The sequence below is a fragment of the Herbidospora daliensis genome (assembly GCF_001570585.1).
Classification (GTDB): domain Bacteria; phylum Actinomycetota; class Actinomycetes; order Streptosporangiales; family Streptosporangiaceae; genus Herbidospora; species Herbidospora daliensis.
In genome coordinates, this window is record NZ_BBXF01000009.1 from 158,535 (window position 1) to 172,309 (window position 13,775).

The window sequence follows — 13,775 nt, forward strand, 5'->3', positions numbered from 1 at the left end:
TCCGATTCTGTCGCACCTTCGGTTAGGGTCGGATGACGTGACGGACCTGGCGATCGTTTACCGCAAGTACGACGAATCCCTCCACTGGAACTTCCCCGGCGTCCTCCTCGGCGAAGACGAGCACGGCGTCTGGACGGGCCACCAGAAGGGGATCGTGGGCCGCAAGGGGCACGAACCGAAGTTCGTCTACGAGTTCCCGTTCGTCATGCTGTTCCCCCGTGACGCGTGGTGGGTGGCCTCGTTCAACGCCCACCCCCACGAGACCGAGGTCTACGTCGACGTGACGACCGTGCCGGTCGTCTCCGACGTCGACATCACCATGATCGACCTCGACCTCGACGTGATCCGCAAGACCAACGGGCGCATCTTCCTCGACGACGCCGACGAGTTCGAGGACCACCAGGTCCGGTTCGGCTACCCGCCCGACGTCGTCGAGCAGGCCGAACGGGCCGCCGAATGGCTCATGAAGGCGGTCACCGAACGGCGCGAGCCCTTCGGGCGCGTCCATCAGGGGTGGCTCGACAAGCTGGAGGGGCTCGTCACCCGCTGACCTCGGCGAGCCGCGATTCGAGGAACTCCCGCTCGGCCTCGTTGTCGGCCAGGGCGATGGCGGCGCGGTAGGCGTCGGCGGCCTCGCCGAACCGCGACAGGCGGCGCAGCAGGTCGGCCCGGACCGCCGGGAGGTAGTGGTATCCGGCCAGCCGGTCGTCGGCGGCGAGCCGGGCGACCTCGGCCAGCGCCTTCTCCGGGCCCTCCACCATGGCGACCGCGACCGCCCGGTTGAGGGCCACCACGGGGGAGGGCCAGATCCGCAGCAGGAGGTCGTACAGGCCGACCACCTGCGGCCAGTCGGTCGGGGTGACGGCGTGCAGGGAGGCGATGGCGGCCTGGACGGCGTACCGGCCCACCCGGCCGGTCCGGAAGGCGGCCACGGCCAGGTCGCGGCCCTCGGCGATGGCGGCGCGATCCCAGAGCGAGCGGTCCTGGTCTTCCAGGAGGACGAGCCGCCCCTCGGCGTCGGTCCGGGCGGCCCGCCGGGCGTCGGTGAGTAGCAGCAGCGCCAGCAGCCCGCGCACCTCCGGCTCGTCGGGCATCAGCGCCAGCAGCATGCGGGCCAGCTCGACGGCGCGGTCGACCAGGTCGGCGCGGACCAGCCCGGCGCCCGAGGGGGCGGTGTGGCCGGTCGTGTAGAGCAGGTGGATCACCGACAACACGGCGTCGAGGCGCTCGGGCAGGTCGGCCGCGCCCGGCACCCGGTAGGGGATGCGGGCCGCGGCGATCTTCTTCTTGGCGCGGGTCAGCCGGGCGGCCATGGTCGTCTCGGAGACCAGAAACGCGCGGGAGATGTCGGGCGTGGCGACCCCGCACACCAGCCGCAGGGTCAGCGCGACCTGGGCCTCGCGGGCCAGCGCCGGATGGCAGCAGGTGAAGATCAGCCGGAGCCGGTCGTCGGGGATCTCGTCGGGTTCGTCGGTCAGGCTCATGTCCGGGTCCGGTTCGACGTCCAGTTCGACAAGGAGGGGCAGCTTCGCGCGGAAGACCCTGTCCCTGCGCAGCAGGTCGAGGGCCTTGCGGGTGGCCGTCCGGGTCAGCCAGGCGCCCGGTTTCCCCGGTACGCCGTCGCGCGTCCAGGCGTCCAGGGCGGCGAGGTAGGCGTCCTGGACGCACTCCTCGGCGAGGTCGAGGTCGCCGGTGACACGCGCCGTCGCGGCGAGCACGAAGGCCCACTCGCGGCGGTGCGCGTCGGCGACCGCCTCCTCGATCTCGTTCACGCCCGGCCGTCGGGCGCCCACGCGAACAGCGGGCGCACCTCCACGCCTCCGTCGAGGCACGCCGGGTTGAGCTTGGCGACGGCGAGGGCGACGTCCAGGTCGGGGGCCTCCAGGACGAAGAAGCCGGCCACGACCTCCTTCGCCTCGGCGAACGGGCCGTCGGTGACGACGTCGCCGCGGACGGACGTGGCGGTGGTGCTCGCCTCCAGGGCGAAGCCGGCGATCTCCTTGCCGCCGAGTTCCTCGACCTGTGCGGGGTAGCGTTCGAGCAGCGCGAGGTAGTCGGGCGTCAGGGCCGCCGGGTCGGCTGGGGCGGGCGAGTGGATGATGACGGCGTACTGGGGCATCGCAAGCTCCTCGGTCGTGGTTCATCCATCCGACGTGCGGGGGCTGCCGGAATCGACAACCCGGCGCGAAGATTTTTCCGGCTCGCTGTATAAAAATGTTACATAGTACAAACCGGAGGATTTCGATGATCAACGAAGCCGCCCGCGCCGGGGAGGTCTGGCGCACCCGCCCGGCCGCCGAGCGGGCCGACGTGCTCGACCGGGTCGCCGACGCGCTGCTGGCCGCCGCCGACGACCTGTGGCCCGTGGCGGCCCGGGAGACCTCGCTCGGCGAGGTCCGGCTCCGCGGGGAGATCGCCCGGTCGGCGGTCCAGTTCCGGCTGTTCGCGGGGGTCCTGCGCGACGGCGGGCACGTGGAGGCGATCATCGACCACGCCGACCCGTCGGCGACCCCGCCCAAGCCCGACGTGCGGCGCATGTTCCAGCCGGTGCCGGGCGTGGTGGGGGTGTTCGCCGCCTCCAACTTCCCGTTCGCGTTCTCCGTCGCGGGCGGCGACGTCGCCTCCGCCCTCGCGGCGGGCTGCGCGGTCGTGGTGAAGGCCCACCCCGGGCACCCGGAGCTCTCGCGGCGGGTCGCCGAGGTCATGCGCGCCGCGCTGCCCGACCCCGACCTGCTCGGCCTGCTCGAAGGGTTCGAGGCCGGCAAGGAGCTCGTGCAGCACCCGCTCGTGTCGGCGGTCGGCTTCACCGGCTCGCTGCGCGGCGGCAAGGCGATCCAGGCGCTGATCGACGAACGCCCCGACCCGATCCCGTTCTACGGCGAGCTCGGCAGCGTGAACCCGGTCGTCGTGCTGCCGTCGGCGCTGGCCGACCCGGTCGGCCTCGCCGAGGGCTTCGCCGCCTCCCTCACGCTGGGCGTCGGCCAGTTCTGCACCAACCCCGGCCTGCTGTTCGTGCCCGACGACGCCGACCTGCTCAAGGCGATCACGGCCGCCGTCTCGGCCACCACCGGCGGCACCATGCTGACCCCCGCCATCTGCGAGGGCTTCGAATCGGGCGTCTCCCGCCTCGACGAGCGCCTGACCGAACTGGCCCGCGGCCTGGCCGGCTCTGCCGAGGGCGCCGTCGCGCCGCGCGTCTACACCGCCGACCTGACCACGTTCTCGCTGGGCCTGCCCGAGTTCGCCGAGGAGACGTTCGGGCCGTCGGCGATCGTGGTGACGTACAAGGAGATCACCGACCTCCCCGAGGTGCTGCGCAACCTGCCCGGCTCGCTGACCGCGACCCTGCACTCGGCTGACCCGGTCGAGGCGGCCCCGCTGGTGCCCGAGCTCGCCCGGCTGGCCGGCCGGGTGATCTGGAACGGCTGGCCGACCGGCGTCGCGGTGACGTGGGCGATGCACCACGGCGGACCGTGGCCCGCCAGCACCACGCCGATGCACACCTCGGTGGGCGCGACGGCGATCCGGCGCTGGCAGACGCCGGTCGCCTACCAGGACCTGCCCGAGCCCCTGCTGCCTCTTGAGCTGCGCGACGACAACCCGCTCGGCATCCCGCGCCGGGTCGACGGCGCTCTGTCGGTGGGGTAGGGCATGCTGCGCGGGTGACGTCGTTACGCCGCCTGCGCACCGAGCTCTACGTGCAATACGGGTCCATCTGTCTCTACGGCTCCGACCGGCTGGACATCAGGACCGATGAGCCCGACTACCACCTGAGGGCCACCTTCGACCTGGAGGCCTGGGAGGACGAACCGCCCCCGCCGGAGGGCTCCTGGACTCTCGTCGACGACGGGAGGCTGACGGCGGAGACGGGGGTCGTCCAGGTCGGCGTCTTCGACGACAGCGGTCCCGACTTCCTGATCGGGCCGCCCTGGTTCGAATACGGCCTGACCGTCCACCTCGGCGATCCGGACATCGACCAGTGGCTGATCCGCTTCTGGCCGCTGCGTGACGTCTTCGACCCCGTCGTCCACGCGAAGCCGCGCGAGACCACGGCGCTGCCGCCGCCGCGGCCCCGGCGGGCCGAGGTCCCGGTCACCACGGCCGGGCAGTGGGCGGCCATGCGGCCGAACCGGCATGTGGAGTGGCCGGGCGTCCAGCCGGAGATCCGGTCGGACCTCCAGTCGGTCTACGAGATGATCCGCCTCCAATCGGCGCCCGTCGACCTGGTCGCGACGGCGTTGAACCCCGACCGGGCGACCACCTTCCAGCTGGGCTCCGACGCGATTCACTCGGGCGAGCCCGGCGGCAGCCACCGGGCGTGGCGGTGGGAGTGGGAGACCGCCGACGGCGTCCCGGAAGACGGGAACATGCGGGTCGGGCGGGTCGTGCACGCCCACGACGCCGCCGCCCGCCGCGTCTTCGCCTCGGGCGTCGTGACGGTTCTGGCCAGTTCCGGTTCGGACTACACGGTCCGCGACGCCCAGCCCCACGAGGCCGCGCGGGTGTTGTGCGCCGAGCAGGTCTGGGGAGGGCCGTGAGGCGGCGCCGTGCCCCCCGCAAGCAGGGGCGCGGCGCCGCCGGTCTAGGCGAGTTCGCCTGCGCCCGCGTGTCTCGACACGTCCTTGTGGACCTTCGACGCCGGGTCGACGCCCGTGTGCAGGGTGGGGGTCCAGCCCGCGTCGGCGCCCAGGTCGGGGTCGTTGGCCGCGTTGTACGCCGCTATCGGGTCGAACGGGGTCACCGTGCCGCCGACCCGGAGCAGGTCGCCCTTCGCCGTGAGGGTCGTGCCGCCCCAGTTGTAGAGGATCTTCGCCGGGTCGACGCCCCGGCCCAGGCGGTAGAAGTTGTTCTCGCTGTAGATCTGCGACTGCACGCCGACCCCCAGCGCGTAGACGAACGACGCCGGGTCGTAGGCCTCGTAGTAGTTGTTGTAGACGTGCACCTGGCCGAACCTGACCCGGGGCAGCCGTTGCAGGGTGTTCTCGAAGTGGTTGTGGTGGACGGTCACCCGGAGTTTCCCGAGGTCCTGTGACGGGTTGTTGGTCGAGCCGATCAGCATCGTCTTGTCGTGGCCGGTGAAGCGGTTCCACGACGCGGTCACCAGGTCGCTGCCGTTGGTGATGTCGAGCTGGCCGTCGTGGACCTGCCACGGGCGGCCGAAGTAGACCGGCTGGGCGCTGTCGGGGTTGGCGCCGTCGGTGAAGGTGTTGTGGTCGACCCACACGTGGGTCGAGCCGGTCAGCGAGATGTTGTCGTAGAGGGAGTTCCAGTTGCCCTCGGCGCCGTCGAGCGGGTCCCACTGGGGGAAGCAGTCGTGGGCGTCCTCGAACGTGAGGTTGCGGATGATCACGTTGTCGGCCTTGTCGACGTGCAGGTTCACGCCTTTGATCCGGGCGTGTCTCCCCTCGCCGACGATGGTGGTGTTCGAGCCGACCTTGAGCTTGATGTGGGCGGTCTGCCGGGCGGCGGAGGCCGCGCGGGCGTCCTCCAGCGGGCCCGACGGGTCGACGCGGCCCCAGGTCGCGGGGTCGTACGCCGCGAGGTAGGCGTCCAGGGAGTAGCCGCCGGTCGTGTACGAGGAACAGGGCAGGTTGCCGTCGATGACGCCCCTGACCTTGATGATCTTCGGGCCGGGGGCGGTCAGGGCGGCGACCAGCTGGTCGCGGGTCGAGACGGTGTGGACGCCGGCGGCGGGCGCCGCCGAACCGCCGGTGGTGCCGGAACCGTGGGAGCCCCAGCCGTCGCCGGCTCCGAGCGTCTGCCGGGCCGGATCGGGGGCGGGCCCCGCCAGCGCGCCCACCGTGAGGGCGAAAACGAGCATGCTGCGCATACGCGTGTCTCCTAGAGGAACAGGGCCCGTACGGCTCCCGCCAGGTCAGGGGGCGGGAGACGTACGGGAGAACGAGGTCAGCCGCCGTTGCGCTGCTTCCACTTGGCCTGCGCCTCGGTCAGCGCGGCGGCCATGCCGTCGAGGAACTCCTTGGCCGGCAGCTCCCCGAGGAGCACCTTCTGGAAGTTCGGCTCGGCGTCGGTCTTGGTGATCGCGTTGAACTCCGGCAGGTGGTAGGGCATCTGCACGACCGCCGTGGCCGGGTCGTTCAGCACCTCCAGCGCCGCCGACACGTGCTGGCGTTCCTTGATCCACGGCTCGGAGTTCACCTCGGTGTTGGCGGGCAGCACGCCCGTCTTGTCGGCCCAGTAGCTGTTCATCGCCTTGCTCGCGGCGAAGGTGGCGAACGCCAGCGCGGCGTCCTTCTTCTCGCCGCTCGCGAACAGGCCGATCCCGGCGATCGGGTTCGAGAGCACCGCGCGGGGCGCGCCCTCGGCCGGGCGGAAGACGGGCAGCGCGGCGACCTTGTCGGCGCCGAGGGTCTTCACGTGGTCGTTGTAGGAGCCCAGGTTGTGCTGCATGACCGCGATGGAGCCGCCGTCGAACTGGGCGACCATCTTGGCGTAGTCGTTGGTCGCGTCGGCCTCGGGCGTGTTCGTCTTGAACAGCCCGGCGAGCTTCTCCAGCGCGGCCACGTTCTTGGGGTCGTTCACCGTCGAGACGCCGCTCGCGTCGAACATCTGGGGGATGCCCGACTGGCCGTACACGACCTCCAGGGCCTGGGCGATCGAGCCCGCGCCGCCGCGGATGGTGAAGCCGTAGCGGTTCTGGCCCTTGTCGGTCAGCGCGCCGACCGCGTCGAAGAACTGGTCCCACGTCTCGGGCGGGGTGAGGTTCTTCTCCTTGAACCAGTCGGTGCGGTACCAGAAGACGCCCATGTTGGTGGACATCGGCATCATGTACGTCTTCCCGTCGGGCACCGTCGACTTGACCGAGTTCACCACCTGCTCGTTCAGCGGCAGGCCGGTCAGGTCGACCGGGTCGAGCGCCTTCTGCGCGACCAGGTTGGCGAGCATCGCCGTCGAGACGCCGCCCACGTCGGGCAGGCCGCCGCCGGCGATGGCGGTGTCGTACTTCTGCTGCACCTGGGCGATGGGGATGCCCACGTACTCGACCTTGATCTTGGGGTTGGCCTTCTGGAACTCGGCGATGATGTGCTGCCACACCGGGGTGCGGGCGGGGCCGCCGTTGTCGTCCCAGAAGGTGATGGTGGTCGTGCCGTCGCCGGAGGGGGCGGGGTCGCCGCCGCATCCGGTCATGGTCAGACCGGCGCCTATCAACAGGGCACACAGCAGGCGTCTGGCCATCGTGTCTACCTTTCTCGTTGGATGTCCCCGAGGTCTGTGACCAGAGCGGCGGCCTCGGCGGGGGTGAGGCGGCCGTCGGCGATGACGGTGACGACGCGGCGGGTCAGGCCGCGCTCGACGACGAGCGGGTGCTCCCAGGCCAGCGCCGGTCCGGCGCCCGGATATTCGTCGATCCGGACGAACCACGGGTCGGCGTCCTGGACGAACACCAGCGTCCAGTCGTCGCCCGACATGGCCAGCCAGGGCGCGCGGCTGCCGTGCGGCTCGTCGTTCCACGCGGTGAACGCGGTCCGGTCGGCCGACGCGCCGGGGGCCCGCCAGAAGAAGCCGCCGTATCCGGCCCCGGCGCGGCCCTTGGTGGCCGAGCTCTCGATCGTGAGCGGCTCGCGGGTGAGGTTGGTGAGCGTGAACTCCACGTCGAGGGCCCAGCCCCGGCGCAGTGGGCGGGCCGTCACCCGGCGGCTCTCCTCGATCAGGTCGAGGCCGTCGACGCCGGTCCAGCGCAGGGTCTCGGTGAAGGCGTGCTCGTCGCGGCGGGTGAAGGCGACGTGGTTCTGCACGCCGTGGTTGTTGAGCCAGGTCGGGCCGCGGCCCCGGACGTAGGTACGGCCGCCCCAGAAGTTGCGGCCGCAGATGTCGGCGACCGCGATCGAGGCCCCGAGGTGGTGGACGTGGTCGGCCGGGTTGACCTCGGTCACCGCGACGCCGCCCAGCGTGCGCACCGGGTGGAGGTAGGGGCGGGGTGACAGCGTGGTGGCCAGTTCGGGCCGCCAGTTGTACTCGGCGACCGCCCTCCCGGCCACCTTCAGCACCGCACGCGGGGCCGCCCACGGCACGTCGAGCTCGGAGAACAGCGCCAGGTGCTCGGCGCTGCGCGCGGTCAGGTTGGCGACGCCGGGGATGGTGCGCCGGACCACGACGCCGTTCTCCTGCTCGATCTCCTGGTGGACGTCGGGGATCGGCAGCGGGTCGGGCGCGAGCCGGATCTCCTCCAGCACCCGCATGAACGCGCCCGTCCGGCGCAGCGGCACCAGCAGCGGCACACCCTCTCTGACGTGGGAGACCAGGTTCTCCAGCAGGTCGGCGCGGGCGTAGGTGGTGGTGGACACGCCGCGCGCCCGGCTCTCCACCCGCACCCGGTCGAGGGTGTACGTCAGCGTGATCCGCCCCTCGGTGCCGTGGACGGTCACGTAGGGCTCGTGCCTGCGGTCGGCCGTCAGGGTCACCGCGATCGTGATCGGCGGCCCGTCAGACAGGTGGATGCGCAGGCAGGAGGTGTCGTCGGCCTCGATCGGGTTGGCGTGGAAGAGCTCCGCGTCGACGCCGGCGACGTCGTCGGCGGTGTCCTTCCCGGCCACGGCCAGGGCGGTCGCGACGGCGTGCGCGAACGGGTTGGTGAGGGCGCCGTCCATGACGTCGACCCGCCCGGCGCGGCGTCTGCCCGCCCACGCCGAGCGGGTGAAGTAGGCCGAGGGGCGCTCCCAGGCGCCGGCGACGCCGATGCCGTGCACCCGGCCGATGACGCCCTCGGCGACCAGGCGGCGGATCGCGGGGATCGCCGCCGAGCCGAGGCTCTGGAAGCCGACCTGACAGGCCAGGCCGGTTCTCCGTACGGCCGCCTCGATCTCCCCGAACCCCGCCAGGGTCGAGGCGGGCGGCTTCTCCAGCAGCAGGTGCGACCCGGCCTCCAGCGCGCGGATCGCCAGGTCGCGATGGGTCTGGATGGGCGTGACCAGGATGGTCACCTCGGCGCCGGTCCGTTCGACCAGCCGCCCGAGGTCGGTCGACCACTCGGGGACGCCCAGCCCGCGCAGCAGGCCGGGCTCGATCTCCCGTACGTCGCAGACGCCCGCCAGCCTGACCTGGCCGCCCTCGGTGAGGCGGCGCAGGTTCTCCAGGTGCCACCAGCCGTGGCCGTAGACCCCGGCCAGGACCACCGGGACGGTGCGCGTGGTGGTGCCGTTCATCATCGGCCCTCCAAGGTGGGAAAACGCAGGCCATGGCCCAGATGGGGGCCGACCCGGGCGCCGCCGGGGCCCAGTTCGACCGGCGGCGGCCCGTCGAGGAGGCCGAGCGCGGCCAGGGAGGCGTCCTCGACGTCCTCGACCATGCACGGCAGCGGGAGCGCCAGGGCGAGCTGCGCCGACAGGTCGGGCAGCAGGTGCGGGAAGACGGGCACGCCCTGCACGCGGGCGAGTTCGGCGATCCGCAGCAGCGGGGTGATCCCGCCGACCCTGACGACGTTGGGCTGCACGACGTCGACGGCGTCGAGCAGCCGGCGGAAGTCGTGGACGGTGGACAGGCTCTCGCCGGCGGCGATCGGGACGCCGACCGATTCGCGCAGCCGCCGCAGGCCGTCGAGGTCGTCGGCGGGCAGCGGCTCCTCGACCCAGGTGAGCCCGAACGGCTCCAGCTCCCGGATCATGGCGCGGGCCCGGAACAGGTCCCAGCGCTGGTTGGCGTCGACCATCAGCAGGGTGGCGGGGCCGAGGACCTCCCTGACGGCGGCCACCCGCTCGACGTCGTCGTCGCGGCCGACCTTGATCTTCACGGCGGGGTAGCCGATCCAGCGGCGGGCCTGGTCGACCAGTTCGCTCAGCGGGTAGTGCCGGTTGACCCCGCTCGCGTAGACCGGCACGGCGTCGCGCCGCCGCCCGATCGTGTCGGCGAGGCCGAGCCCCTGGGCGGTCGCCCGCAGGTCCCATAACGCGATGTCCACCGCCGCCATCGCCATGGTCGTGATCCCGCCGCCGCCCGCCTCGCGCAGGTGCCTCCACAGGTGGTCCCAGACCACCTCGGGGTGGGCGGGCAGGCCCTTCACGGCGGCGGCGATGTCGTGGTCGAGCAGGGCGGCCACCGCCGCCGCCCCGATGGAGGGCGTCCAGGAGAAGCCGGTGCCGGTGCGGCCGTCGTCCAGGACGAGCGTGCAGGCGATCACGTGCTGGTACGGCACGTCGGGCCCCCACGGCCGGGGCAGGTCCGCCCGCAGCGGGAGCGTGTGCAGGCCCGCGATCCGCGTCATGTCAGATCCAGCCCGATCTTGATCAGCCGGTCGAGCTCGGCCAGGTCGTCGGGCGCGAGGTCGGCCAGCGGCGGCCGGACCGGCCCGGCGTCCAGGCCGCGTAACCGCACCCCGGCCTTGACCAGCGAGACGGCGTACCCGGGCACCTTCGACCGCAGTTCCACGAGGGGCGCGTAGAACTCGCGGAGCAGCCGCTCGTTCCCGCGCAGGTACGCCACCGCGATCTCCGGCGCGAAGGCGAACACCGCCGAGGAGTACAGGCCGACCCCGATCGCCCGGTAGGCGGGCATGGTCAGCTCGGCGGTCGGCAGCCCGTTGAAGAAGGTGAAGCCGCGCCCCTCCATCGCCCGCACGATCCGCGCCATGCGGTCGATGTCGCCGACGCCGTCCTTCAGCCCGATCACGCCCGGGATGTCGGCGAGTTCCCGCACCTCCCGGGGCGAGAGCACCAGGTGGTCGCGGGCGTAGAGGACGACCGGCACCCCCTCGGCCGCGACCGCCCGCACGTAGTCGGCGTAGCGCGGGCCCCGGGCGGCGGGCGGCAGCAGCAGCACCCCGTCGGCCCCGGCCTCCCGCGCGGTGCGGGCGTGCCGGAGCGCGCTTCCGAGCGGCCCGCCCGCCCCGGCGAACAGGGGCACTCGTCCGGCGGTCTGCGCGGCGGCGACCGCGACGACCCGCGCGTGCTCCTCCTCCGACAGGGAGGCGAACTCGCCGGTGCCGCAGGCGGCGAACACCGCGCCCGGCCCGTGGGCCAGGCCCTTGCGCAGGTGCTCGGCCAGCACGTCCTCCGCCAGCCCGCCGTCGGCGTCGAAGGGGGTGACGGGGAAGAACAGAACCCCGCTGAGGTCCATTTCAGAGGTCTCCCATCTCGGTACGCCAGCTCCGCTTGGCCTGCCAGCCGAGCAGCCGCCCGGCCTTGGCCGCGGAGAACGCGGGGGAGGTGCCCGTCAGCGCGGCGGCGTGGCCGGCCGTCGACGGGATCACCCGGGGGAGCAGGTCGGCCAGCGGTTCCCTGGCCAGCGCGTCGGGCGCCCCGGCGAAGAACACCTCGCCGCTGGGCACCTCGTGCAGCCGGTCGACGAGGGTCAGCACCAGGCCTGCGGCGTCGCGCGCGTCGACGTAGTTGAACAGCGACACCCCGGCGACGTCGGGCCGGTCGAGCCGCTCCCTGATCGTGTGCCCCGACTGCGTCGGCGCGCCCTCCCACTCCTCGGGGGCGACCACGAAGCAGGGCCGGACCGCCGCGAAGCGGGTGGCGGCGCCCGACCGGGCGAACGAGGCCATCACCTGCTCGGCCACCAGCTTCGACACCGCGTAGGCGTTCCACGGCCGGGCGGGGTGGTCTTCGTCGATCGGCAGGTAGGAGGGCGTCCAGCCGCCGGGCGCGCCGTAGCCGACGACGGTCGGGCTGGAGGCCACGACCACCCGCCCGACCCCGAGCGCCGTCGCCGCCTCGCAGACGTTGAAGGCCAGCTGCGTGTTGACCCGGAAGGTCAGCCCGTCGGTCCGCGAGAACGGCGTCGCGACGGCGGCGAGGTGCACGACGGCGTCGGGCCGGAACCGGCTCATCACCCCGAACGCCTCGCCCGGATCGGTGAGGTCGGCGGGCAACCACACGGCCGGCGGGGGAGTGCCCGCGACCGTGTCGATGCCGACCACCTCGTGGCCCGCCTCGGCCAGCGCCGCCACCACGCTGCGCCCGAACCGCCCGGCGCTGCCCGTCACCAGTACTCTCATCAGCCCTTCACCGCCCCCGCCGACAGGCCCTGCACGAGATAGCGCTGGATGACCGCGAAGACGAGCACGACCGGCACCGCCGCGACCACGCCGCCGGCGGCCAGCGCCCCGAAGTCGGCGCTGAACTCGCCGATCGTGAACGCCAGCCCGACCGGCAGGGTGAACTTGTCCTGCTCGTTCACGAACATCAGCGCGAAGAGGAAGTTGTTCCAGGAGTGGATGAACGCGAACGACCCGACCGCCACCAGCGCGGGCCGGAGCATCGGCAGCACGACCGCGAAGAAGCCGCGCAGCCGCGAGCAGCCGTCGACCCAGGCCGCCTGTTCGAGCTCGATCGGGATGTTCTTCACGAAACCGCTGATCAGGATGAGCGACAGCGGCAACTGGAAGACGGTCTCGGCGATCACCAGCGCCCACAGCGAGTTGACCAGGCCGAGCGTGCGGAAGATCTCGAACAGCGGGATCAGCATCATCGCGCCCGGGATGAACTGGGTGCAGAGCATGCCGACCAGGAACAGCTGCCGGCCCCGGAAGTCGTAGCGGGCCAGCGCGTAGCCGCCCGCCAGGGCGATCACCGTGGTCGAGACGAGCGAGGCCACGCCGACCAGCAGCGAGTTCTGGAAGAAGACCGAGAACCCCATGCCGGTCCACACGTGCTCGAAGTTGTCGAGCGTGACCGGCCACGGCAGCAGCGAGTTCGAGCCGCGCGGCCGGAAGGCGAAGACCACCATCCAGTAGAAGGGCACCAGCGTGAACAGCAGGTAGAGGCCCAGCGGCAGGTAGATCTGCCAGCGGCTCACCCGGTTCACGGGTTTTCGGCCGACCGGCGGCGCGGTCCGCGCGACGGGCCGGGTCAGGGTCGTGGTCACGTGCGGGCTCCGAACTTGCTCAGCCTCAGGTAGGCGATCGAGAAGAAGGTCAGCACCACGAACGCGGCCGTCGTCAGCGCCGAGCCGTAGCCGAAGTCGTGCGACTGCACGGCCTTGGCGGCGACGTAGAGCGGCAGGGTCGTCGTCTGGTGGGCGGGGCCGCCGCCGGTCAGCGTGTAGAGCAGGTCGACGTTGTTGAACTCCCACACCGCCCTGAGCAGGGTGGACAGGATGATCGCGTCTTTCAGGTGCGGCAGCGTGATGTGCACGAACCGCCTGATCCGGCTCGCGCCGTCGACCGACGCGGCTTCGTACAGGTCGCCTGAGACCGTTTGCAGGTCGGCGAGCAGCAGGATCGCGAAGAACGGCACCCCGCGCCACAGCTCCGCGACCACCGCGGCCGTGAACACGGTCGACGGGTCGGCCAGCGGCGCGGTGTCGTAGGTGCCGATGCCGAGGTCGGCGAGGTAGCGGAAGATCCCGGTCGAGGGGTTGTAGAGCAGGATCCAGATGCCGGTCGTGAGCACCCCCGACACCGCCCAGGGCGAGAACACCAGGGCCCGCGAGACGGCGCGGCCGATGAACGTCTCATTGACGATCAACGCCAGCGCCAGCCCGAAGAGCAGCTGGAGCACGACCTCGACGACCACCCACTTCACGCTGAAACCGAGGCTCTGCCAGAAGAGCGGGTCCTCGAACAGCAGGACCCGGAAGTTCTCCAGGCCGGCGAAGCCGTTGTCCCAGGGCTGGGTGACGTCGTAGTGCTGCAGGCTGTAATAGACCACGCTGCCCATCGGGTAGACGAGGAACCCCAGCATCGCGACCACCGCCGGGGCGATCAGGACATAGGGGGTGCGCGGCGACCGTGCGACACGCATGGCCGTGACTCCTTATAACGGGGGAGTGGCTGCAACCGGTTGCACGAAACATTCCCTTCACTCGCCAGAAAC

Annotated in this window: 13 protein-coding genes; 3 read left to right on the forward strand and 10 right to left on the reverse strand. The window is 71.9% G+C overall.

All coding sequences use genetic code 11. The annotated features are described in order from the left end of the window. The first annotated feature begins 37 nt into the window (after positions 1-37). Positions 38-550 (forward strand): DUF402 domain-containing protein, encoded by a 513-nt coding sequence (locus AW274_RS34630; RefSeq protein WP_062441879.1) that lies wholly within the window; start codon positions 38-40, stop codon positions 548-550. Here AW274_RS34630 and AW274_RS34635 read toward each other — a convergent pair. Both AW274_RS34635 and AW274_RS34640 read right to left on the reverse strand, forming a co-directional pair. Beyond that, a complete protein-coding gene (locus tag AW274_RS34635) occupies positions 540-1,793 on the reverse strand; it encodes an RNA polymerase sigma factor (RefSeq protein WP_232320625.1) in 1,254 nt (417 codons plus the stop codon). The genes AW274_RS34630 and AW274_RS34635 overlap by 11 nt on opposite strands. Beyond that, positions 1,769-2,119: a YciI family protein gene (locus tag AW274_RS34640; protein WP_062441881.1), complete on the reverse strand. Its 351-nt coding sequence runs from the start codon at positions 2,117-2,119 to the stop codon at positions 1,769-1,771. The genes AW274_RS34635 and AW274_RS34640 overlap by 25 nt, the downstream gene beginning before the upstream one ends. 125 nt (positions 2,120-2,244) lie before the next feature. Here AW274_RS34640 and AW274_RS34645 point away from each other — a divergent pair, with 125 nt between their 5' ends. After that, complete coding sequence (locus tag AW274_RS34645; protein ID WP_062441883.1) at positions 2,245-3,648, forward strand: aldehyde dehydrogenase (NADP(+)); 1,404 nt, start codon at positions 2,245-2,247, stop codon at positions 3,646-3,648. 14 nt (positions 3,649-3,662) lie between these two features. Next, positions 3,663-4,538: a hypothetical protein gene (locus AW274_RS34650; RefSeq protein ID WP_062441885.1), complete on the forward strand. Its 876-nt coding sequence runs from the start codon at positions 3,663-3,665 to the stop codon at positions 4,536-4,538. A gap of 44 nt (positions 4,539-4,582) precedes the next feature. On the opposite strand, the gene AW274_RS34655 is transcribed toward AW274_RS34650, so the two are convergent. From AW274_RS34655 to AW274_RS34690, 8 genes are all read right to left on the reverse strand, one after another. After that, on the reverse strand, positions 4,583-5,830 hold the full coding sequence (locus AW274_RS34655) for a pectate lyase family protein (RefSeq protein WP_062441888.1): 1,248 nt from the start codon (positions 5,828-5,830) through the stop codon (positions 4,583-4,585). Positions 5,831-5,907: 77 nt separating this feature from the next. Beyond that, complete coding sequence (locus tag AW274_RS34660) at positions 5,908-7,197, reverse strand: ABC transporter substrate-binding protein (protein ID WP_062441893.1); 1,290 nt, start codon at positions 7,195-7,197, stop codon at positions 5,908-5,910. A gap of 5 nt (positions 7,198-7,202) precedes the next feature. Then, complete coding sequence (locus AW274_RS43095) at positions 7,203-9,167, reverse strand: DUF6807 family protein (RefSeq protein WP_063813858.1); 1,965 nt, start codon at positions 9,165-9,167, stop codon at positions 7,203-7,205. Beyond that, entirely contained in the window at positions 9,164-10,219 is a 1,056-nt protein-coding gene (locus AW274_RS34670; RefSeq protein WP_062441897.1) for a mandelate racemase/muconate lactonizing enzyme family protein, read from the reverse strand. The genes AW274_RS43095 and AW274_RS34670 overlap by 4 nt, the downstream gene beginning before the upstream one ends. Next, the gene (locus tag AW274_RS34675) at positions 10,216-11,070 is read right to left on the reverse strand and encodes a 5-dehydro-4-deoxyglucarate dehydratase (RefSeq protein WP_062441902.1); all 855 of its coding nucleotides are present in this window, start codon (positions 11,068-11,070) and stop codon (positions 10,216-10,218) included. The genes AW274_RS34670 and AW274_RS34675 overlap by 4 nt, the downstream gene beginning before the upstream one ends. 1 nt (position 11,071) lies before the next feature. After that, complete coding sequence (locus AW274_RS34680) at positions 11,072-11,956, reverse strand: NAD-dependent epimerase/dehydratase family protein (RefSeq protein ID WP_062441905.1); 885 nt, start codon at positions 11,954-11,956, stop codon at positions 11,072-11,074. Next, the gene (locus AW274_RS34685; protein ID WP_083975340.1) at positions 11,956-12,825 is read right to left on the reverse strand and encodes a carbohydrate ABC transporter permease; all 870 of its coding nucleotides are present in this window, start codon (positions 12,823-12,825) and stop codon (positions 11,956-11,958) included. Before AW274_RS34685 ends, AW274_RS34680 begins: the two co-directional genes overlap by 1 nt. Then, positions 12,822-13,703, reverse strand: coding sequence for a carbohydrate ABC transporter permease (locus AW274_RS34690; RefSeq protein WP_062441909.1), 882 nt, complete (start codon positions 13,701-13,703; stop codon positions 12,822-12,824). The genes AW274_RS34685 and AW274_RS34690 overlap by 4 nt, the downstream gene beginning before the upstream one ends. Positions 13,704-13,775 lie beyond the last annotated feature (72 nt).